General features: G+C 64.7%; 19 protein-coding genes. 10 read left to right on the top strand and 9 right to left on the bottom strand.

Annotation, left to right across the window (positions count from 1 at the left end):
• Positions 1-116: 116 nt before the first annotated feature.
• The 3 genes from KFF05_16880 to KFF05_16870 form a co-directional block, all read right to left on the bottom strand.
• On the bottom strand, positions 117-1,346 hold the full coding sequence (locus KFF05_16880) for an MFS transporter (protein ID UTW51548.1): 1,230 nt from the start codon (positions 1,344-1,346) through the stop codon (positions 117-119).
• Between the two features lie 25 nt (positions 1,347-1,371).
• A complete protein-coding gene (locus KFF05_16875) occupies positions 1,372-2,295 on the bottom strand; it encodes a DMT family transporter (GenBank protein ID UTW51547.1) in 924 nt (307 codons plus the stop codon).
• A 120-nt stretch (positions 2,296-2,415) separates the two neighbouring features.
• Positions 2,416-2,679 carry a DUF1127 domain-containing protein gene (locus KFF05_16870; protein UTW51546.1) on the bottom strand — a complete coding sequence of 88 codons (264 nt, stop codon included), beginning with the start codon at positions 2,677-2,679 and terminating at the stop codon, positions 2,416-2,418.
• A 274-nt stretch (positions 2,680-2,953) separates the two neighbouring features.
• Here KFF05_16870 and KFF05_16865 point away from each other — a divergent pair, with 274 nt between their 5' ends.
• Together KFF05_16865 and KFF05_16860 are read left to right on the top strand one after the other, a co-directional pair.
• Entirely contained in the window at positions 2,954-3,841 is an 888-nt protein-coding gene (locus tag KFF05_16865; GenBank protein UTW51545.1) for a transcriptional regulator GcvA, read from the top strand.
• Between the two features lie 53 nt (positions 3,842-3,894).
• Entirely contained in the window at positions 3,895-4,311 is a 417-nt protein-coding gene (locus tag KFF05_16860; GenBank protein UTW51544.1) for a VOC family protein, read from the top strand.
• Between the two features lie 14 nt (positions 4,312-4,325).
• On the opposite strand, the gene KFF05_16855 is transcribed toward KFF05_16860, so the two are convergent.
• Positions 4,326-5,120 (bottom strand): crotonase/enoyl-CoA hydratase family protein, encoded by a 795-nt coding sequence (locus KFF05_16855; GenBank protein UTW51543.1) that lies wholly within the window; start codon positions 5,118-5,120, stop codon positions 4,326-4,328.
• Between the two features lie 150 nt (positions 5,121-5,270).
• On the opposite strand from KFF05_16855, the gene gcvA reads away from it, so the two are divergent.
• Positions 5,271-6,191, top strand: a complete 921-nt coding sequence (gene gcvA, locus KFF05_16850; protein UTW51542.1) for a transcriptional regulator GcvA — start codon at positions 5,271-5,273, stop codon at positions 6,189-6,191.
• Here gcvA and KFF05_16845 read toward each other — a convergent pair.
• Both KFF05_16845 and cobD read right to left on the bottom strand, forming a co-directional pair.
• A complete protein-coding gene (locus KFF05_16845) occupies positions 6,188-8,158 on the bottom strand; it encodes an acetoacetate--CoA ligase (GenBank protein ID UTW51541.1) in 1,971 nt (656 codons plus the stop codon). The genes gcvA and KFF05_16845 overlap by 4 nt on opposite strands.
• Positions 8,159-8,272: 114 nt before the next feature.
• Entirely contained in the window at positions 8,273-9,289 is a 1,017-nt protein-coding gene (gene cobD / locus KFF05_16840) for a cobalamin biosynthesis protein CobD (GenBank protein ID UTW51540.1), read from the bottom strand.
• 166 nt (positions 9,290-9,455) lie between these two features.
• Here cobD and KFF05_16835 point away from each other — a divergent pair, with 166 nt between their 5' ends.
• The 7 genes from KFF05_16835 (at position 9,456) to KFF05_16805 (ending at position 17,316) form a co-directional block, all read left to right on the top strand.
• Positions 9,456-10,193, top strand: a complete 738-nt coding sequence (locus tag KFF05_16835) for a hypothetical protein (protein ID UTW51539.1) — start codon at positions 9,456-9,458, stop codon at positions 10,191-10,193.
• 44 nt (positions 10,194-10,237) lie between these two features.
• Positions 10,238-12,154 carry a PAS domain-containing sensor histidine kinase gene (locus KFF05_16830; protein ID UTW51538.1) on the top strand — a complete coding sequence of 639 codons (1,917 nt, stop codon included), beginning with the start codon at positions 10,238-10,240 and terminating at the stop codon, positions 12,152-12,154.
• 182 nt (positions 12,155-12,336) lie between these two features.
• A complete protein-coding gene (rpmI, locus tag KFF05_16825) occupies positions 12,337-12,534 on the top strand; it encodes a 50S ribosomal protein L35 (GenBank protein UTW51537.1) in 198 nt (65 codons plus the stop codon).
• A gap of 33 nt (positions 12,535-12,567) precedes the next feature.
• Complete coding sequence (gene rplT / locus KFF05_16820) at positions 12,568-12,927, top strand: 50S ribosomal protein L20 (GenBank protein UTW51536.1); 360 nt, start codon at positions 12,568-12,570, stop codon at positions 12,925-12,927.
• An 83-nt stretch (positions 12,928-13,010) separates the two neighbouring features.
• Positions 13,011-14,093: a phenylalanine--tRNA ligase subunit alpha gene (gene pheS / locus KFF05_16815; protein ID UTW51535.1), complete on the top strand. Its 1,083-nt coding sequence runs from the start codon at positions 13,011-13,013 to the stop codon at positions 14,091-14,093.
• Positions 14,090-16,495, top strand: a complete 2,406-nt coding sequence (locus tag KFF05_16810; protein ID UTW51534.1) for a phenylalanine--tRNA ligase subunit beta — start codon at positions 14,090-14,092, stop codon at positions 16,493-16,495. Before pheS ends, KFF05_16810 begins: the two co-directional genes overlap by 4 nt.
• Positions 16,495-17,316 (top strand): HAD-IIB family hydrolase, encoded by an 822-nt coding sequence (locus KFF05_16805; GenBank protein ID UTW51533.1) that lies wholly within the window; start codon positions 16,495-16,497, stop codon positions 17,314-17,316. The genes KFF05_16810 and KFF05_16805 overlap by 1 nt, the downstream gene beginning before the upstream one ends.
• Here the strand turns inward: KFF05_16805 and KFF05_16800 are convergent.
• The 3 genes from KFF05_16800 to KFF05_16790 form a co-directional block, all read right to left on the bottom strand.
• The gene (locus KFF05_16800; GenBank protein ID UTW53768.1) at positions 17,289-18,617 is read right to left on the bottom strand and encodes an adenylate/guanylate cyclase domain-containing protein; all 1,329 of its coding nucleotides are present in this window, start codon (positions 18,615-18,617) and stop codon (positions 17,289-17,291) included. The genes KFF05_16805 and KFF05_16800 overlap by 28 nt on opposite strands.
• A 125-nt stretch (positions 18,618-18,742) precedes the next feature.
• The gene (locus KFF05_16795) at positions 18,743-19,432 is read right to left on the bottom strand and encodes a GntR family transcriptional regulator (protein ID UTW51532.1); all 690 of its coding nucleotides are present in this window, start codon (positions 19,430-19,432) and stop codon (positions 18,743-18,745) included.
• Between the two features lie 5 nt (positions 19,433-19,437).
• Complete coding sequence (locus KFF05_16790; GenBank protein ID UTW51531.1) at positions 19,438-22,437, bottom strand: FAD-binding protein; 3,000 nt, start codon at positions 22,435-22,437, stop codon at positions 19,438-19,440.
• Positions 22,438-22,460 lie beyond the last annotated feature (23 nt).

The raw sequence follows: 22,460 nt of genomic DNA, 5'->3' as shown, positions 1-22,460 counted from the left end.
CGAGGGTGCAGGATTCGCATGGGTTATAGATGTACGAAAGGGCGGCGACAACAGCCAGCACCCGCCCGGACCGAGGCCCGGGCGGGACCGGCGAAGCGAAAGTCGGCGGCGGTGGATCAAGCCGTGGCGGCGGTGGGGCGTTTTTCCGGAATGGGGATATGCAGGGCGGCGGCGATGAAGCCCAGGGCGATGGAGCCGTACCATACCCAGTCATAAGACCCGGTGGTCTGGTACAGATAACCGCCCAGCCACACGCCCAGGAAGCTGCCGATCTGATGGCTCAGGAAGGTGATCCCGAACAGCATGGACAGGTAGCGCACGCCGAACATATGGGCGACCAGGCCCGAGGTCAGCGGCACCGTGCCGAGCCACAGCAAGCCCATGGCGCCGGCGAACAGCAGGATATTGAGTTCCGTCTTGGGGGCTGCCAGCAGGGCGATGATGCAGAGTGAGCGCAGGAAATAGAGCCAGGCCAGCACCCATTTCTTGGGGAACCGGCCACCGAGCGCGCCGCAGGCGAAGGTGCCGACGATGTTGCACAGCCCGATCAGCGACAACGCCAGGGCGGCGATGCGCAGGTCAATGTGCAGAAGCTCCAGATATTTGGGGAAGTGCACGGTGATAAAGGCGACCTGGAACCCGCAGACGAAAAATCCCAGGGTCAGCAGGTTAAAGCCCAGGTGGCGATAGGCTTCGCCGAGGGCTTCCCCCAAGCTGATGTCGGGTGTCTTGCCCTGGCGCGCGGCAACGGGCGCCGCGTCGGCGGCCAGCGGTTGGCGGGCCAACAGAAAGGCCAGCGGCACGGCGATTAGCATGATTACGGCGAGCGCCGTCAGCGCCCCGGTCCAGCCGTAGGTTTCCAGCAGCGCCTGGCCCACGGGGGCCATGTAGAATTGTCCGAAGGAGCCGCCGGCACTGGCGATGCCGAGGGCGAGGGAGCGGTGCTCGGCCGGCACGCGGCGGCCGACGGCGCCCAGCACGACGCCGAACCCGACGCCGCCCATGCCGATGCCGATCAGGAATCCGGCGCCGACGTTGAACGCGAACAGGCTGTCGGCCGTGCCCATGACGTAAAGACCCACGGCGTACAGAAGGACCCCCAGGATGATCATGCGCATGCTGCCGAATTTGTCGGCGATGGCCCCCATGAACGGCGTAGCGATGCCCCACATCAGGTTCTGCACGGCGATGGCCAGGCCGAAGTCGCTGGGCGTGATGGCCAGGTCGCGCAGGATGTCGGTCTGGAACAGCCCGAAAGTGGTGCGGGTGCCTAGGTTCAGGCTGCCGATCAGGCAGCCGGCGAAGGCGACGATCCAGATGGCGATACCGATGCGTTTGGTGGACATGGTGTTTCCTCGTTGAAACCGGGGGTCAGTCGGAAGCGGCGGCGGGCGGCGCTGCGGCGCGGCGCGTTAGGCGCGCCAGCATGGCCGGCGGGGTCAGGACGAACAGGTTGCCGATCAGCACGCAGCCGACGCCGAGCACGGCGCCGCTTGTCCATTGGAAGCCTTCCATCCAGGTCGATACGGCAAGCGCGACGAGCGGGAACAGGACCGACGAATAGCTGGCGCGTTCCGGCCCGATGCGCCCGACCAAGGTAAGATACGTGGCGAATGCGATGACGGTCGAGACCACGGATAGGAACAGCAGTGATGATATATATTCCCAGGTCCATTCCAACCGGAATTCGGCGCCGCGCGCCAGGCAGTACACCAGCATGATCAGGGATCCGTAGACCATGCCCATGGTGTTGGTGCGCACCACGCCCAAGCCCCGGCGCTGGTTCAAGGCCGAAATCAGCATGCCCGTGGCCGCCGAGGCGGTGCCGCAGAGCACAAGGATCATGCCCTTGGCGCCGCCCTGGGTGAGGTCAAAATGGGCCAATTCCGGCCAGAAGATCACGGCGATGCCGCCGATCCCGAACACCGCGCCGATGACCATGCGGGGTTCGACCCGGTTGTGCAGGAACAGCGCCCCTCCAGCCACGTTCATGACGATGACCAGGGAGAACAGGATCGACACCAGGCCGGACGGCAGATACTGCGCGCCGAGATAGACCAGATAGAAATTGCTGCCGAACAGGAACAGGCCCTGGGTGGCGACCCAGGCATGGTCGCGCGGCCGGAAATCGATGGCGCGCCCGGTGGCGCGGCAGAACGCGTACATCACCGCCGCCGACAGGGCGAAACGGTAGAACACGGAAACCTCCGGCGCCACCACGCCCAACTGCATCTGGACCCCGTACCAACTGAAGCCCCAGGCAATCACGGTCACGGCGTAAAGCAGCAAGATCACGGCAGTGGGTCCGGTCCGGTCCGGCAATGTCAGTGCCGGGGACAAAGGGAGACGGGACCGGCCACAGGGCCGATCCCGTCCAGGGGCACATATGTGCCAGGGAAAGTGTAGTCGTTTGGATCAGGAAATCCAAAACGGCTTTTCAGTCTCGCGGTGAATGTCGGCCCGGGTCAGGCCGACGTCGGCAAGCATCCGGTTGTCCAGTTCGGCAAGACGGCGGCGCATCTCGTAGCGCTTTTGCCATTCCACGAGCAGGGTCGGGAAATTAAACACCGCCCGGGCGGTGGAAGTGGTCAGCGAAGCGAGGGCCTGTCCGAGGGGAAACAGGCCCGGGCGGGCGACGGAGCGATCCGCGGTCTGCGTGGTCGTCGATGACGAGGCCATGGGTCCTGTCCTTGTTTCGTTGCCGGGGCGGCGGGGGCCGGCCGGGCGAGGTTGCAAATTAAGTCGGTTCGTGGGCTGCGCCGATCGGTGGCGCCCAAGTTGAATAGGCCGGTTCAAGGCTGGTTCACAAACGACAAAAACTCCTATATGGATTAGAAAATATTATCCATATGTATCAATACAATATTAAAATTATGTTATTTCAATGGTTTATAAATTTTATGATTCTGATGACAATCGCTTGGATAAGGAAATTTAATGTTATGGTACAATCATGTCCCGCCGCCTGCCGCCGCTGAATGCTCTGCGCGCCTTTGAGGCCGCCGCCCGTCATCTGTCGTTCACCCAGGCGGCGGACGAACTCAATGTGACCCAGGCGGCGGTCAGCCATCAAATTCGCGGGCTCGAGGATTGGCTCGGCTTTCCCCTGTTCCGGCGGCTCAGCCGCGCCCTGGTCCTGACCGAGGCGGGACAAACCCTGTTTCCCGAGGTGCGCGAGGCCATGGATATCCTGACCACGGCGGTCAATCGGGTGCAGCGCCAGGATTCCGAAGGGGTCCTGACCGTGACGACCATGGATTCCTTCGCCCAATCCTGGCTGGTGCCGCGCCTTGGCCGGTTTCGTCAGGCCCATCCCGACATCGACGTGCGCCTGGTCATGGCCGATCGCATGGTCGACCTGGCGCGGGAAGGCGTGGACGTCGCCGTGCGCTACGGCCGCGGCAGTTGGCCCGGACTTACGGTGTCCCTGCTGCGGACCGAGGAGCTGTTTCCCGTCTGCGCGCCGACACTGCTGGAAACCGGCCCGCCGCTGAAGGAGCCCGGGGACCTTGCGCATTTCACCCTTTTGCACGACGAAATGCCCGTGGACTGGCGGGACTGGTTGGCCGCCGCCGGCTGCGACACGGTCAACCCGGAACGCGGGCCCGGTTATTCCCATTCCAATCTGGTGTTGCTGGCGGCCCGGGCGGGCGAGGGCGTGGCCTTGGGCCGCAGCGTCATGGTCGCCGACGATCTGGCGGCGGGGCGCCTGGTGCGCCTCTTCGACTTTGCCCTGCCGGCCCCCCAGGCCTATTACCTAGCCTGCGTCGAGGGCGAGGAGGACCGGCCCAAGGTCCGTGCCTTCCGGGAATGGCTCGAAGGTGAATTCGATGCCGCGTGACGGCGGACCGATGGCCTTTTAAGGTGATCGCAAAACAGGAGGAGACTCTCGTCATGACCGCAACCCCGCCGCCCTTGAACGGCCTGCGCCATCTCGCCCTGGTGGTCGAAAACTTCGACGCCTGCGAACGTTTTTACCGCGATATCCTGGGCATGCGCGAACTCAGCCGTTTCAACGACGATCTGGTCTATCTGACCCTGGGCAACGACAATCTGTCGCTCGGCCGCGCCCGGCCCGGCGAAGCGCCCCCGGCCAAGCGGCCCATGGACCACTTCGGCTTCGTCGTCGACACCAAGGAAGACCTGCAGGCCTGGTACGACTTCATGAAGGCCAAGGGGGTCAACCTGCTGGACACGCCGGCGGACCATTTCGACGGGGCGCGCTCGTTCCATTGCACGGACCCGGCCGGCAACGTGATTCAGCCGATTTACCATCCGGCCATTTCCGGCCAGCGCTTCGAAGGGCCGTAGCCGCCAAATTGGGTTCATTCGGCGGCAGGAGACCCGGCCGAGCGGGCCAAGAACCGACCGATTCCCTGCGCGACCGCCGGGGTCGCGGCGGCGCGGGCGAACTGGGCGGCCTCCACGGCCAAGCCCTCGTCGATGCTCAGGTTGATGCCGCGGGTCACGGCGGTCAGGCTGGCGGCGACGCTGACGGCTGACTTTTCGATGATCCGCTGGGCCAGATTCTCTGCCTCGGACATCAGTTTCGATTTCGTAACAACGCGGTTTACCAAGCCCGCCTGGCGGGCTTCCTCGGCGGTAATGGGATCGCCGGTCAGGATCATTTCCAGCGCCCGTTTGCGCCCGATCAGGCGCGGCAGGCGCTGGCTGCCGCCGAACGGCGGGGGAAAGCCCAGGTTGATTTCCGGCTTGGCGAAAGTCGCCGTGTTCGCCGCCACGGCCAGCGGCATGGCCTCCAGCATTTCGCAGCCACCACCGAAGGCCAACCCGTTGACCGCGCCGATGATGGGCTTGGGAAAGCGTTCGATGCGCGAGGTGAAGGCCTGTCCCCGGGCGACGAAGTCACGCAGCGCGACCTCGACCCCGGCGGCGACCGAATGGGAGAATTCCTTGATGTCGGCGCCGGCGCTGAAGGCCCGATCGTCGGCTCCCGTGACGATCACGGCGCGGACCGTATCGTCGCGCTCGATGACGTCGAGATGGGCCATGAAACGGTCGATCAGGGCGAAGTTCAGGGCGTTGAGCTGATCCGGGCGGTTGAGGGTCAGAATCGCCACGCCGTGGCGTTGGTCATAGAGAACGGGGTCGTTGGTCATGATCGGGATCCTTTTCGTCAGCCCGCAGGCCGTGTTATCACTTTAGGATGAAAAATAATCATCCTTATTTGAATTTCTGAGTTATTATGTTGACATAAATTATGAAAACAAACGCATAAACTTAATTTATTGAATGAGAAAAAATAACTCATGTTTGCCAAGCTTCCGCCCCTGAAGGCGCTGCGCGCATTCGAAGTCGCGTTCCGCCACGAAAGCTTCATCGCCGCGGCGCGTGAATTGAACGTCACCCCGTCGGCGGTCAGCCATCAGATCAAGCTGCTGGAGGATGTTCTGGGCCAACCCCTGTTCCGCCGCGAGGTGCGGGCGGTGGCGCCGACGGCGGCGGCACGGGCCATTTACCCGGGGCTGCGCCGCGGGTTCGAGGAACTGGCGGGCGCGGTCGCGCACATCCACCCGCCAAAGCCCGGACCCTTGGTCCTGTCCTGTGTGCCGTCCTTTGCCATGAAATGGCTGATTCCGCGCCTGGACCGGCGACCGGCGGGTCTGCAGGTGCAGATCGTGGCGACCCGCGACCGGGCGGACCTGATCGCCGGCGAAGCCGACATGGCGATCCGCTTCGGCATGGGGAATTATCCGGGGCTCGAGGCGCACCGCTTGTTCGACGAAATGGTCGTGCCCCTGGCGTCGCCCGCGCTGCTGGCGGCCGATGGGCCGCTCGAACGGCCCCATGATCTTGGCCGCTTCACCCTGCTGCACGACGATTCCGTTACCTTCGATCCGCTCGCGCCGGATTGGCGGTCTTGGTTGGCGGCGGCCGGCTGCCCGGACCTGGACGCGGAGGACGGCCCGCGCTTCACGGCACCGGAAAATGTGTTGCAGGCGGCGATCGCGGGGGCGGGCGTGGCGCTGGGCCGCTGGTCGTTGGCTGCCGAGGACATCGAGGCGGGGCGTCTGGCCGTGCCTTTCGGGCCGTCCCTGACGCTGCAGCCGGGTTATTACCTGCTCACGGTGCCGGGCCGGGCCGAAGCGCCCGAATGCCGTCTGTTCCGGGATTGGTTGTTGGACGAGGTCGCGCATTTCCAGGCACGGCCGGGTCGCGCCGCAGTCTAGCTTTTCAATTCGACCAAGTCTTCGTACAGATCCAGCGCTTCCGGATTGGCCATCGCTTCCTTGTTCTTCACGGGTCGGCCGTGGATGATGTCGCGCACGGCCAGTTCCGTGATCTTGCCAGACTTGGTGCGCGGGATATCGGTGACCTGGACCACCTTGGCCGGCACATGGCGTGGCGTGCAGTTGGCGCGCACCTGATCCTTAATTCGTTTCGTGAGCCCATCGTCCAGGGTCTTGCCCTCGGCCAGGCGCACGAACAGCACGACCCGCACGTCATTGTCCCAGTCCTGGCCGATGACCAGACTTTCGACGACTTCTTCCAGTTTCTCGACCTGGCGGTAGATTTCCGCCGTGCCGATGCGCACGCCGCCGGGGTTCAGGGTCGCGTCCGACCGGCCGTAAACGATCATGCCGCCGTGTTCGGTGATCTCGATGTAGTCGCCATGGGTCCAGACATTGGGGAACTGTTCGAAATAGGCGGCGTGATAGCGCGACCCGTCGTGGTCGCCCCAGAAACCCGTGGGCATGGAGGGAAAGGCCTTAATGCAGACCAGCTCGCCCTTCTGCCCGATCATCGGCTTGCCGTCGTCGGCCCAGCATTCCACGGCCATGCCCAGCGCCGGGGCCTGCAGTTCGCCCCGCCACACGGGCCGGGTCGCGTCGCCGCCGGCGAACACGCCCATGATGTCCGTGCCGCCGGTGAACGACACCAGATGCACGTCGGACTTGATGTGGTCGTAGACGAATTCGAAGCCTTCCGGCGCCAGGGGTGATCCGGTGGAACACAGCATGCGCACGCTGGTCAGGCCGTGAGTTTCCTTCGGGCGGATGCCCGACTTGGCGACGGCGTCGATGTATTTGGCCGAGGTCCCGAACAGGGTCATTTTCTCGGCGTCGGCGTAATCGAAGATTGTTTCGGGGCCGGGGTGGAACGGGGAGCCGTCATAGAGCAGCAGGCAGGCCTCGCAGGCGAGCACCGAGACCAGCCAGTTCCACATCATCCAGCCGCAGGTCGTGAAGAAGTATACCCGGTCGTCGCGGCGGATGTCGCAATGAATGGCCTGTTCACTGGCGTGTTTCAGTATCGTGCCGCCAACGCAATGAACCATGCATTTGGGCGCCCCGGTGGTGCCCGAGGAAAACATGATGTAGAGCGGGTGGTCGAACGGCACCTGCACGAAGTCGATGTCGCCGGGGGCATGGGCCACCGCTGCGTCGGCCAATAGGACCGCCTTCGGAATCATTTCCAAGCTCGGCTGGTCGGCAGGATCGTAGGGCGCGACGATGACGTCGGTCACCGTCGGCAGGCCGGCCAGGATCTCGGCGTTCTTAGGCATCACGTCATGGCGCTTGCCGTTGTAGAAATAGCCGTCCGTGCAGAAAAACACCTTGGGTTCGATCTGCCCGAACCGGTCGAGCACCCCCTGAACCCCGAAATCGGGCGAGCACGACGACCACACGGCCCCCAGCGCCGTCGCCGCCAGCATGGCGGCCACGGCTTCCGGCATGTTGGGAAGGTATCCCGCGACCCGGTCGCCCGATTGCACACCCCGGTCCTTCAGGTATTGCGTCAGGGACGATACCTGATCGTACAGTTCGGCGAAGGTCACGGCTCGGCGCGCGCCGTTTTCCGAACGGAACACGATGGCTTCCGCCCTGTCGCGCCGGCGCAGTAGGTTTTCCGCGTAATTCAGCCGCGCATCGGGAAACCATCTGGCCCCCGGCATCTTGTCGCCGTCGACCAGGACGGTGTCGCCCCAGGTCTGCGCCCGCACGCCGGTGTAATCCTTCAGGGCGATCCAGAAGCGTTCCCGGTCATTGACGGAAAAGGCATGCAGGTCCGCCGTATCGGCCAGGTTCAGGCCGAGGGTTTGGTTCAGGTGAAGGCGGAATTGGTTGATCGTCGACCCGTCGGCGTATTCGGGGGACGGGATCCAGAGGGGTTGATCGCGATGTGTCTGATCCATGGCCTGCGGGTGCACTCCCTGATGTGATTTTCTCGCCGGGAAACCGGTCCGGCGGAATGTTTCGCGCATTCTGCCCGCACCCCGGCAGCGCGGCAACGGTCTGTTGCGCTGCTGTTAACCGGTCACGGGTTGGGAAAAGCGCACCACGGCAAGGGCGGCGACCCAGCCCGCGTTGATCAAACAGGCGACGGCGTAAAGATAGAGGGCACGGCCGATGTCCGCGGCCGTGGCCTGGGCCGTGCCGTGGCCGATCCAGGGGTCGCGGGCGACATCCTGGGCATAGCGGCGGGGTCCGGCGAGGGCCAGGCCGAGGGCACCCGCCATGGCGCCTTCGGGCCAGCCGGCATTGAGGGACCGGTGCTTGCCGGCGTCGCGCAGCATGACCTTGATCGCCTGCCAGGGCTGGCCGCCCGGCGCGAAGGGGGCGCCCAGGCAGATGAACAGGCCGGAAAGCCGGGCCGGAATCAGGTTCAACACGTCGTCCAGCCGCGCCGCCGTCATGCCGAAGGCCCGGTACTTGGGCGTGCGGTGGCCGATCATGCTGTCCATGGTGTTGACGGCTTTGTAGATGAACAGGCCGGGGGCGCCGAACAGCACATAGAAGAAGACCGGGGCGACGACCCCGTCGCAGAAATTCTCGGCCGCGGATTCAATGGCGGCGCGGGCGACGCCGTAACGGTCGAGCTGCTGCGGATCGCGCCCGACGATGTGCGACACGGCCTTGCGCCCGGCCTCCAGATTGTTGTCCAGCCCCCGTCGCACGGCGCGCACGTGGTCGTAAAGACCTCGCTGCGCGATCAACAGAACGATGCAGAACAGTTCGACGATCCAGCCCCAGGGATGGACGAAGGACAGCCAGGCCACGCCCAGCCCCAGGCCGCCGGTCAGCGCGACCACGGCCAGGACGGCCACCGCGCCGCGCACGGCGCGGTCCATTTCCGGGCGTTTGTCGCGGTTCAGCTTGCGGTCGAGCCAGTCGATCACGGCGCCCAGCAGCGCCACCGGATGCTTGGCGCGCTTGAACAGCCACGGCGTGTCGCCCAGATAGGCGTCAAGCAGCAGGGCGAGCAGCAGCAAAATCAGGGGATCGAAGGCCGCTTTCCCCCCGTCGATGAGACCGATCAACAGCATGGCGTCGGCAGAATGGGGGGTGCTCCCCGCCGGGTCAATGGCGCCGCGTACAATGGTATGGGCGGGCGTGGGGGCTGTATCGGTGTGATTTTAAGGGTAATGTAAGGGTCGATGATTAGGCTCCCGCCCGGACAAGCGACGACATGGGCATGAGAAAAGCAGGAACATGGCGGAACAGGCAAAACCGAAGGCACCGACCAAGGCAAAGCCCCAGGCCAAGGGCAAGCCGAAGGGCAAGGCAAAGGCCGGCGGCAAGGCCAAGAAGGGCCTGCCCAAAAGCTTCTTCTGGGGCTTTATCCTCATTCTTGTCGTGCCGGCCGTGGCCCTTTTGGGCTGGTACGCCTATCAGGTGATGGGCCATGTCGCGAAGGACAGCCAGGAAGCGCTTGACGCCCGGGCGAAGGAACTGGCCAGCAAGGCCAACAAATTCGCCCGCCGCGCCGCCAAGGAAGGCTTCAAGATTCAGGATTTCGATGCCTGCGCCCAGATTAAGGAGCAATACCGGATTCCCGCGGGCATCGTGTACACGGAATTTACCCAGCGCCAATTGGTCGGCCTGTCCAAGTTCGCATCAGACGAACAGGTGACAGAACGCTGCATCCAGTTTGCCAAGGCCGTCGCCAAGATGGAGACCATGTCTCATCACGCGCGCCATGTTTATGTCTGCCAAAAGGCGCAGTTTAATGCCGACAAGTCCGGGCGATACTTCCTGACGGCCGATGCCGAGGGCAAGGGCGTGGTTGAAAATTTCAGTGGCAGGGCAACCCTTCATCCGATCCAGGTGGGGGAATCGATTCTGCTGCGCGGATGGCAGATCTATAATCAGGGGGATGGTTGCGTGATCGTCGGTATGTCGAAATCGGGGACCTTCAGCTTCCGAGGCGGTGTGACAATTATCGAATAAACCTGCGTTCGGGCGCGCCGGGAGGGGCGCCTTGGGGGGCGAAGATGCAGGACGGATCAATTCTCGAACGGTTTCCGCCGTGGGGCGTCATGGTCACCACGGATTTGCTGCTGGTCGCCGTGGCTTGTGCCGGGACCACGGCGGCGCTGCTGCGCTGGCGGGCGCTGCGACAGGCGGGGGCCACGCCGGGCGTCGGCCTTATCCTGGCCGGCCTGTGGTGCGGCGTGTCCCTGTACATTGCCGACCTTTACCTGATGGTCAGCCGGCCGGCCATCGAGGCGGCGATGCCGGCCATGACCGCTCTTCATCTGACCTACAGCTGGTATTTCAACGGACTGTCGGCGGTGTTGATCCTGGTCGGGCTGGTCATCACCGTGCTGCAGATGGTCCGCCAGACGGGCCTGGTCGCCCGCCAGAAGGTAGCGCTCGAAGACAGTGAAAGCGTCCTGCGGTCGGTGTTCGAGAACGTCCCCGTCGGGCTGTTGATCAAGGACGAAAACCATATCATCGAGCGGCCCAACCGAACCTATACGGATTGGTATGGCTTCGACATCGACACCATGGTCGGCCGCCGGTCGGATCAGATCGAGGATTTCCAGTCGCCGGCCGAGGCGGTCGTCATGAATGAACAGGAACGCCATGTCCTGACCACCGGCAACACGCTCAGCCGTCAGGTTGAACGCACCTTCGCCGATGGTGAGAAACGCATCCTGAACATCACCAAATTCCCGATCCGCGACCCCGACGGCAACATCATCAAGGTCGGTTCGGTCAGCGTCGATCTGACCGAACAGGTCTCGGCCCAGCGCAAATTGGCGGAAAGCGAGGCGCGGTTCCGCGACTTCGCCGAGGTCGCGTCCGATTGGCTGTGGGAAATGAATGCGGATCTGCGGTTCAGTTATTTCTCCCGCCGCACGGGCGAAGTCATTGGCTTCGATCCCACGGTCTACCTGGGCCGGCGGCGGGCGGAGGTGGCTGGTGAAGACACGGACCAGGAGAAGTGGCGCCGTCATCTGGACGACCTGGAAAATCATCGGCCGTTCCGTGATTTCGAATATCAATTCATGGACGGTAGGGGCAATCCGCGCTCGGCCCGGATCAGCGGCAAGCCGCTGTTCTCCGAGGACGGGCAGTTCGCCGGTTACCGGGGCACCGGAACGGACGTGACCGAGGAACGTCGGGCCCAGCGTGCCCGCGACGCGGCGCTACGTTCGGCCGAGGAAGCGAACCGCGCCAAGTCCGAGTTCCTGGCCGCCATGAGCCATGAACTGCGCACACCCTTGAACGCCATCCTGGGGTTCTCCGATATCCTGGCCAATGACTATTTCGGCGCGCCAGAAGGGGCGAAGCGCCGCGAATACGCCGGCGACATCCACGCCAGCGCCAGCCACCTGCTTGATCTGGTAAACGATCTTCTCGACATTTCCGCGATCGAGGCGGGCCGCACGGCGCTTTGCCTGGAGGCGGAACCTGTCGCCGGCATCATCGCCGACTGCGCCCAGACCATGACCGAGGTCATCCGCGCCAAGGGTATTACGCTTGAGACCATGGTGCCGGGCGATCTGCCGCCGATCCTCGCGGATCGTCGCGCCATCAAACAGACGCTGCTGAACCTGTTGTCCAACGCGGCGAAGTTCACGGAATGGGGGGGGCGTATCGTCATAACGGCGGAAACCGGCCCCGGTGTGGTGCGTGTCCGGGTGTCCGATACGGGCATCGGCATCGCGCCTGAACGTTTAAGCGACATGATGGCGGCCTTCACCGGCGGCCCGGGATCACCCTATGCGGGGGACCCGCAGGCGCCCTATACGGGGGAAAAGGGCTGGGGTTTGGGGCTTGCGATTTCGCGGTCATTGGTGGAAATGCACGGTGGCGCCATCGCCATCGACAGCCGCCTCGGCAAGGGCACCACGGTAACCGTCGACCTGCCCGAGTATCGGGCCCCCGGCGCGGCGGGCTGAATGTCCCTTTATCCCTTATTTTCCGGGGGCCCTTGCATCATTCCGCCCTCGGCGCTATAACCCGCGGCTCGACCGGGCGGCATGGCTTTGTAACGGGCATGCCTGGCCGCCCCGAAACGACTATTGATCAAGACCTTGCGGCCTCCGCCATGCGCGGGGCCCACCAAAGAAAGGATGTCGAAATGCCCAAGCTGAAGACCAAGTCCAGCACCAAGGGACGGTTCCGGGTTACCGGGACCGGCAAGGTGCGCGGCAATTTCTCCTTCAAACGCCACAATCTGCGCAAGCGCTCCACCAAGATGAAGCGCAAGGCACGGGGCACGATGGTCCTGGACGCGACGAACGCGCGCCAGATTCGATCCTTCGCGCCCTACCTGTAACGCCGCGTATTTTTGAATTAGGAGAGCTGGACAATGGCACGAGTCACTCGGGGCGTCACCGCGCACGCCCGTCATAAAAAGGTCATCGCCCGCGCCAAGGGTTACCGCGGCCGGAACAAGAACAACTTCCGCATCTCGCTGGAAAAGGTCGAAAAGGCGCTGCAATACGCCTACCGCGACCGCCGCGCCAAGAAGCGGAACTTCCGTCGTCTTTGGATTACCCGCATCAACGCGGGCGTGCGCGAGCACGGCATGACCTATTCCCAGTTCATGAACGGCCTGGACAAGGCCGGGATCGAACTGGACCGTAAGGTCCTGTCCGATATCGCGATCCGCGAACCGGAAGCCTTCAAGTCGCTGGTGGAACAGGCTCAGGCCGCCCTCGGCAACTAATCCCGACCCGGTATCCGGCGCCCGTCCCGGCTTGGGGCGGCGCGCCGGCACCGGCACCGCCATCTGAATGACGAGGCCTGGCCATGGAGAGTGTCGACAAGCTCCGTGAGGAACTGCTTGCCGCCGTTGAGGCGGCGGGCGATCTGGACGCGCTCGAACAGGTGCGTGTGTCAGCGCTCGGCAAGAAGGGCCGCATCACCGATCAGATGAAAGGTCTGGGGGCGCTTGACGCCGACCAGCGGCGCGAGGCGGGCCAAGCCCTCAACGCGTTGAAGGATGCCGTCGCAGACGCCCTGGACGCTCGCAAGGCGGCCATGGAGGGGGCGGCGCTGGACGCCCGCCTGGGCGAAGAGCGCATCGACGTCACCCTGCCGACCAGACCTGAGGACGCGGGGCGCATCCATCCCGTCAGCCAGGTCATCGAGGAAATCGTCGCCATCCTGGGCGACATGGGCTTCGGCATCGCCGAGGGCCCGGACGTCGAGGACGATTGGCACAACTTCACCGCCCTCAACATCCCGGCCGACCATCCGGCCCGCCAGGATCACGACACTTTCTATCTGCCCGGGGCCGACGGCGCGGACGCGGGCCGTCTGGTCCTGCGCACCCATACCTCGCCGGTGCAGATCCGCACCATGCAGGCCGGCCCGCCGCCCTACCGGGTGATCGTGCCGGGCCGCACCTACCGCTGCGATTACGACGCGACCCATTCACCGATGTTCCATCAGGTCGAAGCACTGCTGGTCGACGAGAAGACCCATATGGGCCATCTCAAGGGCTGCCTGATCGAATTCTGCCGCGCCTTCTTCGGCATCGACGATCTGCCCGTGCGCTTCCGGCCCAGTTATTTTCCCTTCACCGAACCCTCGGCCGAGGTCGATATCGGCTGCACCCGCGAAGGCGGCGAGCTGAAGATCGGGCATGGCGGCGACTGGCTGGAAATCGGCGGCTCGGGCATGGTCAATCCCAACGTGCTGCGCAATTGCGGCATCGATCCCGAGAAATACCAGGGCTTTGCCTTCGGCATGGGGGTCGAGCGCATGGCGATGCTGAAATACGGCGTGCCGGACCTGCGCACCTTCTATGAATCGGATCTGCGCTGGATGCGCCATTACGGCTTCGCGTCCCTCGACATTCCGTCCCGGACCGGGGGGCTGAACCGATGAAGTTCACACTCGGCTGGCTCAAGCAACATCTGGAAACCGACGCCACGTTGGCGGAAATCACCGACCGCCTGTCCATGGTCGGGCTCGAGGTCGAAGGCGTGACCGACCGGGCAAAGGGGCTGGAGACGTTCATCGTCGGCGAGGTTCTGGACGCCAAGCAGCATCCAGATGCCGACCGCCTGCGCGTTTGTCAGGTCAACACTGGTGATGAGACGGTCGAACTGGTCTGTGGCGCGCCCAACGCGCGGACCGGCCTGAAGGGCGTGTTCGCCCCCTCCGGTTCTTACGTCCCGGGCACGGGTATTACCCTGAAGCCCACGGAAATTCGCGGTGTGACGTCGAACGGCATGCTGCTGTCGGAACGGGAAATGGGCCTGTCCGATGAACACGACGGCATCGTCGAACTGCCCGCGGATGCCGAGGTCGGTGCCCGCGCCGTCGATGTCATGGGCCTGGCCGATCCGGTCATCGAAATCGCCATCACGCCCAACCGGGGCGATTGCCTCGGCGTGCGCGGCATCGCCCGCGACCTTGCGGCTTCCGGACTCGGCAGCCTGAAGCCCCTTGATACTTCGCCGGTGCCGGGTGTGTTCGACAGCCCCCTCGGCGTGGCTCTCGACTTCACGGAAGAGACGGCCAGTGCGTGTTCCAAATTCGTGGGCCGCGCCTTCCGGGGGGTCAAGAACGGCCCCAGCCCGAAATGGCTGCAGGATCGTCTGACCGCCGTGGGGCTGCGCCCGATCTCGGCCCTGGTCGACATCACCAACTACATTTCCTTCGAATTCGACCGCCCGCTGCACGTGTTCGACGCGGCCAAGGTCGCGGGTACGATCACCGCCCGCCTGGCAAAGCCGGGCGAAAAAATTCTGGCGCTGAACGAGGTCGAATACGACCTGGACGCGGACATGACCGTGATTGCCGACGATAACGGCCCGCGGGCCGTGGCCGGTGTGGTCGGGGGTCTGGACTCGGGCTGCACCGAGGCGACGACGGAGGTGTTCCTGGAAGTCGCCTATTTCGATCCCGTGCGCACGGCGATGACCGGGCGCAAGCTCAACCTGCAGACCGACGCGCGGTACCGGTTCGAACGCGGCGTCGATCCCGACTTCCTTGACGACGCCTGCGAGATCGCGACGCGCCTGATCCTGGAGCTTTGCGGCGGCGAGGCGTCGAACGTGGTCTCCGCCGGCGACGGCCCCGACTGGCGCCGTACCCTCGATTTCAACCTGGACAAGGTTCTGACCCTGGGCGGCACCGAGATCGAGGGCGTCGAGGCGCGGCGGATTCTCAACGTCCTGGGCTTCGCCATCGATTCCGACCAGGGCAGCCGTCTGGTGGTCAGTGTGCCGTCCTGGCGTTCCGACATCGTGTCGGAAGCCTGCCTGGTGGAAGAAATCGTGCGCATCAACGGTTATGACCGCATTGCGCCGGTTGCGGTCACCCGGCCCGCGGGAACCCAAGGCCCCGTGATGACCCCGGACCAGCGCCGCCGCGCCCAGGCGCGTCGCCTGCTGGCCGCCCGCGGCATGGTCGAGGCCGTGACCTATTCCTTCATGCCCGACGCCCAGGCCAAGCTGTTCGGCGGCGTGGCCGATACCATGCGGCTGCTCAACCCGATCTCTACCGATCTTGACGTCATGCGTCCGTCGATCCTGCCCAACCTGTTGGCCGCCGCGGCGCGCAATCAGGCCCGGGGCTATGCCGATCTGGCCTTGTTCGAGGTCGGCCCTCAATTCCCGGGCGCCAAGCCGGAAGACCAGCAGTTGGTCGCCGCAGGTATCCGCGTCGGCAAGACCGGCCCGCGCCATTGGGCGGCGCAGCCGCGCGGCGTCGATACCTATGACGCCAAGGCCGATGCCCAGGCGGTGCTGGCCGATCTCGGCCTGCCGGCCGACCGGGCGCAGATCAAGACCGATGCGCCAAGTTGGTATCACCCGGGCCGTTCCGGCACGCTGCGTCTCGGCCCCATGATGCTGGCCGCCTTCGGCGAGGTCCATCCGGCGGTCCTGAAAGCCCTGGACGTGAAGGGCCCGGCCGTCGCCTTCGAAATTTATTTCGACAACCTGCCGGCGGTGAAGGCGAAGAAGTCCGCCGCCAAGGCGCACCTCGTGCTGTCGGCCCTGCAGCCGGTCGCCCGCGATTTCGCCTTCGTCGTCGATGCCGATGTCGAGGCGGCCAAGGTCATCAATGCCGCCCATGCCGCCGACAAGGCCCTGATCACCGAGGTCACCCTGTTCGACGTTTACGAAGGCAAGGGTGTGGGTGAAGGTAAGAAGTCGCTGGCCATCAACGTCGTCCTGCAGCCCGTGGACAAGACCCTGACCGACGCCGATATCGAGGCCGTCGCCGACAAGGTCATCGCCGGCGTGACCAAGGCCACGGGCGGCGAGCTGCGGACCTGATGGGCCCGCTCGACGCATTCTCCACCGACCATCGCCGTGCCATCCGCGGCATCATCACCGACGTCGACGGCACCCTGACCACCGACGGCAAGATCACGTCGACCGCCCTCGCGGCGCTGGAACGTGCTCAGGCGGCGGGGCTGAAGGTCGTCGCCGTGACCGGGGCCGCCGCCGGCACCTGCGATGCCATGGCGCGGACCTGGCCGGTCGATGCCGTGGTCGGTGAATCGGGCGGCTTCGTGTTCCGCCTGCATCCCGACACGGGGCGCATGGTGCATCTGCATATCCTGGCGCGGGACGAACGGCGCAATCATTGGGCGCAGTACGAAAAAGTGCTGGAAGCAATCATCGCCGAAGTGCCGGGGGCGGCGCTGGCCGCCGATCAGGCATATCGCGAGACCGACCTTGCCATCGACCATGCCCAGGACGTGGCGCCCTTGGGCGAGGAGGCCGTGGCCCAGATCGTTTCCATCATGGAGGCCGCGGGCATGACCGCGACCTATTCCAACATTCACGTCAACGGCTGGCTCGGCCCCTATGACAAGCTGACGACGACCTGCCTGGTGCTGCGCGAACTGTTCCGCGCCGACGTGTCGGATGAGGGCGAACGCGGGCGCTGGATGTTCGTCGGCGACAGCCCCAACGACGCGCCGCTGTTCGACTTCTTTCCCCATGCCGTCGGCGTCGCCAACGTGCGCGATTTCGGCGACCGTCTTTCGGCCAAGCCAAAGTACGTGACGGAAAGCGCCTCTGGCGCCGGCTTCGCGGAAGCGGTGGACGCGGTGCTGGCGGCTCAGGCCGCAGCGGGTGCGACGGAATAGACCTTCACCGGCGCCGCCCGGCCCTTGACCGGGATTTCTCCCTGAAACGCGCAGTCATATCCATCGCCGCAGCTGTCGGCGGTTTCCTCCGTGCACATGACGTAGGTCCCGTACTGCTTGTTCAGTTGTTCCAGGCGGGCGGCGATGTTCACGTTGTCGCCGTGCACGGTGAAGGTCAAGCGTTCGGCCGTTCCGACGGCGCCGACCACGATGGGCCCCGTGTTGACGCCGCAGCGGGTTAATAGGCGCACGCCATCGCCGAAGGTTCGTTCACGACAGACCTGTTCAAGTTCAAGCGCGCAGTCGAGGGCCCGGGCGGCATGATCATCCTGCGGTGTGACGGCGTTGAAGGTAATCAGCATGGCATCCCCTTCGAACAGCAGAACCACACCACCGTGACGGGCGATGACGTCGCCGGCCGCCTGGAAGTAATCGTTGATGGTGCGGGCCAACTCCTTCGGCGTCATCTTTTCCGAGGCCGTGGAAAACCCCTCGATGTCCGTGAAGACGATGGTCGCGATCTTGCTTTCGCCGTCGCCGGGCTGGATCGCACGGTCCGCCTGGGTGATGCGCTCGGCCACCTCCCTGGACACGAAGCGCATCAGGTCCTGGGCCGCCGTGCTGTCGATGATCGCGCGGTAGAGAGATCGTTGAGCCCGCAGCACGGCGATGGCCAGGACGCAGGTGACCATCAGGATCGAGACGATCTTGTCGACTTCCGCCCCGATCAGGATGGCGTTGGATGTCATGTATTCCACGTAGTTGCGGGTGATCATGGGGTTGCCCGCCTCGGCATGGACGACGTAGAGCATCAGCATGACCCAGCCGAGGGCCGCGGACGCCCCGGCGAGCACGATGTAGCCCGGCTCGAACCGAATGGCGCGGAGTGCGATGAAGATGAACACGTACATCAGCGTCGGCGCCTTCAGATAAAAGCTCGCCGGCTGCATGTACTGAATATGGAACGACCAGATCAGCAGCATCAGCAGCCCGACGTCGATGACCACCGAGATCATCAGGAAGGGCTTGGTCAGGGTGCCGCGATAGGCGGCGATCAAGCGCGCCAGGGTGAACAGGAAATAGAAGCCCAGGGCGAAGGGCACCAGATTGAAATCCGGATTGGTCGCGGTCTTGGGCGCCACGGCCCACAGGCTGGCGAACAGCACGACCAGCAGCATCTGAACCCAACTGATAAGCTTTTCGCTTTGCAATTGCTGACGGGCGATGCGCTCGCGCACGCGGGCGGGCAGCCGCCCGGAGACGGGTTCGCCGAAGATAAAGGTCATGCAGGATGTCCACATGCCCGAACGATGGACTGTCCCGGACAAATGCTCAATCACGGAATGCAGGCTCCCTTCAGGTGGCCGCCTGTCTATCAGACCGAAGCGCTCACCGGGAAGTCACGGCTGCGTCATCTGGCAGGGGATCAGCCGGCGTTCGTATCGCCGCCGTCCTGGCGCAATGCTTCCTTCACCGCTTCGCATTTGTTCTGCAGGTGGTCGCGCAGGACCTTGGCGAGTTTGGGGCCGTCGCGGGCTTCCAGGGCGGCCAGCATGTCTTCATGCTCGGCCATGGCCTGTTTCCAGCGTTGGGACGTGATGGAAGAAATATAGCGCGCCCGGCGGATGCGTCCGGCCAGGCCTTCATACATGGCGACCAGCAGATCATTGCCGGCCGAGCCCATGATCTTTTCGTGGATCTTCTGGTTCAGGGCGAAATACTCGGACCGCTCCCCCCGCGTGTGATGCAGGGCCATCTGGTAATGCAGGGCGCGCAGCTCGGCCAGGTCGGCCTCCGTCGCATTGGCGCAGGCAAGTTCGCCGGCCAGTGCTTCCAAGGCGCCCATGACGGGGAACATCTCGTCGACATCGGCGGCGGTCAGCTTGGCGACCCGCGCGCCCCGGTTGGGCAGCAGTTCCAAGACCCCTTCGGATGCCAGCACCTTCAAGGCTTCACGCAGCGGGGTGCGCGAGATGCCGAGCGTTTCGCACAACAGCCGTTCCGGCACCTTGTCCCCCGGCTTCAGGTCGCCGTCATAGACCATGGCCCGCACCCGGTTGACGATGGTGTCATGCAGGGATCGGCGCTCAATCGGGGTTTGCGGTGAGGCATCCATGGGCATCACTCCGTGACCAGATAGCGGTCGAGGACCTGGGCGACATGCACCGCCTCGCGCGGCGTGCCGTCGGCGATCTGATGGCGGCAGCTGGTGCCGTCGGCGACGATCACCGTGTCGCCGTCGGCGTCGCGCACGGCGGGCAGCAGGGACAGTTCGCCCATGCGTTTGGAGACATCGACGTTGTCTTTGTCATAGCCGAAGGCCCCCCCCCTGCCGCAGCAGCTTGAGTCGACCGTCTCCACGTTCAATCCCGGCACCAGACGGAGCGTCCGTTCGACCGCCCCCATGGCGGCGAAGGCCTTCTGATGGCAATGGCCGTGGAGCAGCGCCTTGCCGTCGGCCGCGTCCTTCAGCGGTAGGGTCAGGGTGCCGGCCTCGGCTTCCGCCGCCAGGAATTCTTCGAACAGCATGGCCTTGGCGGCCAGCGCCTTGCTGTCGTCGCCCGGCAGCAGGACCGTGAACTCGTCGCGCAGGGTCAAAAGACACGACGGCTCCAGCCCGACGATGGGCACGCCCGCGTCGACGAAAGGTTTTAAGGCGTCAAGCGTGCGCTGGGCTTCTTTCTTCGCCTCGTCGGCCAGGCCGGCGGCCAGGAAGGTGCGGCCACAGCACAGCGGCCGCGCGCGGTCCGGGGCCTGGGCGGTGACGACGCGGTAGCCGGCGGCGGTCAGCACCCGGCGAGCGGCGGCCAGATTCTCGGGCTCGAAATAGGTGTTGAAGGTATCGCCCAGCAGAACGACCGCCTTGCCTGCCGGACAGGAACTTGGGTCGACCGGGGTTGCGCCCTTGTCCGGCGTCGCGGCCCAGCGGGGCAGGTTGCGGTCGGCGGAAAAGCCCAGCAGCTTTTCCGACAACCAGGCGGCGCCGGGGACCGTGTCACGCAGGTTCAGCAGCCAGGAAACTTTGCTGGCGGCGGGGGCATAGCGCGGCAGGTAGGCGACCAGCCGGTCGAACAGGCGCAGCCCATGGCGCTTGTTGTACTGGTTGAGGAACTCGATCTTCATGCGCGCCATGTCGACGCCCGTCGGGCATTCGCGCTTGCAGCCCTTGCAGCCGACGCAAAGCTTCATGGTCGCGGCCATGTCGTCGGAGGTGAAGGCGTCGGGGCCGAGCTGTCCGGAAATGGCGAGGCGCAGCGTGTTGGCGCGGCCCCGGGTCAGGTGCTGTTCATCGCCGGTCGCGCGGTAGGACGGGCACATCACCCCGGCGTCGCGTTTGCGGCAGGCCCCGTTGTTGTTGCACATCTCGACAGCGCCCGCGAAGCCGCCCCAGTCAGACCAGTCGAGAACCGTCGCGATCTGCTCCGTCTTGTATCCGGGCTTGAAACGGAACAGCGATCGGTCATCCATCTTGGGCGGGTCGACGATCTTGCCCGGGTTCATCAGGCCCGTGGGGTCGACCGTGTTCTTGACCTCCTTGAAGGTCTCGATCATGCGGCTGCCGAACATGGCTTCGTGGAATTCAGAACGCACCAACCCGTCGCCGTGTTCGCCCGAATGCGATCCCTTGTATTCGCGGACCATCTCGAAGGCTTCTTCGGCGATGGCGCGCATCTGCTTCGCACCCAGTTCCTGTTTCAGATTGATCACGGGCCGGACATGCAGGGTGCCGACCGAGGCATGGGCATACCAGGTGCCTTCGGTGTTGTGCTTGTGGAACACCTGCGTCAGGCGGTCCGTGTATTCGGCGAGATCTTCCAGGCGCACGGCGCAGTCCTCGACGAAGGAGATCGGCTTCCCGTCCCCCTTCATGGACATCATGATGTTGAGGCCCGATTTGCGGACCTCCCAGACGTCGCGCTGGAAGGCCGGGTCCACGGCCTCGACCACCGCGTCGGGGAAGCCTAGGTCGGCCATCATCTCGACCAGCTGTTTCAGCTTGGCGATCAGGGGTTCGCGCTCCTCGCCGGCGAATTCGACCAGCAACAGGGCGTCCGGCTCCCCCTTTACGAAGCGTTCGACCGTGGGGCGGAAAATCTCGATATCGCGGGCCAGGCCGATCATGGTGCGGTCGACCAGTTCCACCGCCGCCGGGCCGAGGGTCACCAGATGCTGGGCCGCATCCATGCATTTGTAGAAGGTCGGGAAATGACAGACGCCCAGCACCTTGTGCTTCGGCAGGGGCTGCAGATCCAGGTGCAGCTTGGTCGAAAAGGCCAGGGTGCCTTCCGATCCGATCAGAAGGTGCGCCAGGTTCGGGTGGGTCTGCTGACGGTACAGCGTCGCCTCGGCCCAGGGGCCCTTGGGCGCGCCGCCCGGCATCAGGGAATCGATGTTGTAGCCGCCGACCCGGCGCATCAGGTCGGGGAAGGACTGGCGGATGTGGTCGCCCTCGCGCCGGCCGATATCCAAAAGCTTGGCGACCATGTCCTGCTGCACGGGATCCAGCTTGGCCGCGGGTTCATTGTCGGACACTTCGCCGAAGCGCATGGCCCGGCCGTCCATGGTGACGGCGTCGATGGCGCGCACATTGTCGCGCATGGTGCCGTAAACGATGGAGCGCGAGCCGCAGGAGTTGTTACCCGCCATGCCGCCGAGCGTGGCGCGGGACGAGGTCGAAACGTCGACCGGAAACCACAGGCCATGGGGCTTGAGGTAAGCGTTGAGGTGATCGAGCACCAAACCCGGTTCGACCAGGGCCTGGCGCCCCGAGGCATCGAAGTCGAGAATCTTGTTCAGATGTTTGGACAGGTCGACGACCAGGGCTTCGCCAACCGTCTGCCCGCATTGCGAGGTGCCGCCGCCTCGCGGCAGAAGCGGTACACCTGCATCCCGCGCGATGGTGATGATCGCTTCCACGTCCTCGGCGTCCTCGGGCACGACGACGCCGAGCGGTTCGATCTGATAGATCGAGGCGTCCGTCGAATAGCGTCCACGCGAGAACGGATCGAACAGGACCTGGCCCTTGATCGCGGCCTTCAGGCGGCGGGCCAGTCCGGCGTCACCCTTGGCCGGGCGGCTGCGGGGGGCGGGGGCGGCGAGGGGCGCGTCGGACAGGGCCATGGGCGGATCCACTTTAGTTGGCT

It is taken from the genome of bacterium SCSIO 12827 (genome assembly GCA_024397995.1).
GTDB lineage: Bacteria > Pseudomonadota > Alphaproteobacteria > Rhodospirillales > Casp-alpha2 > UBA1479.
This window is presented reverse-complemented; position numbering and strand designations above follow the sequence as displayed.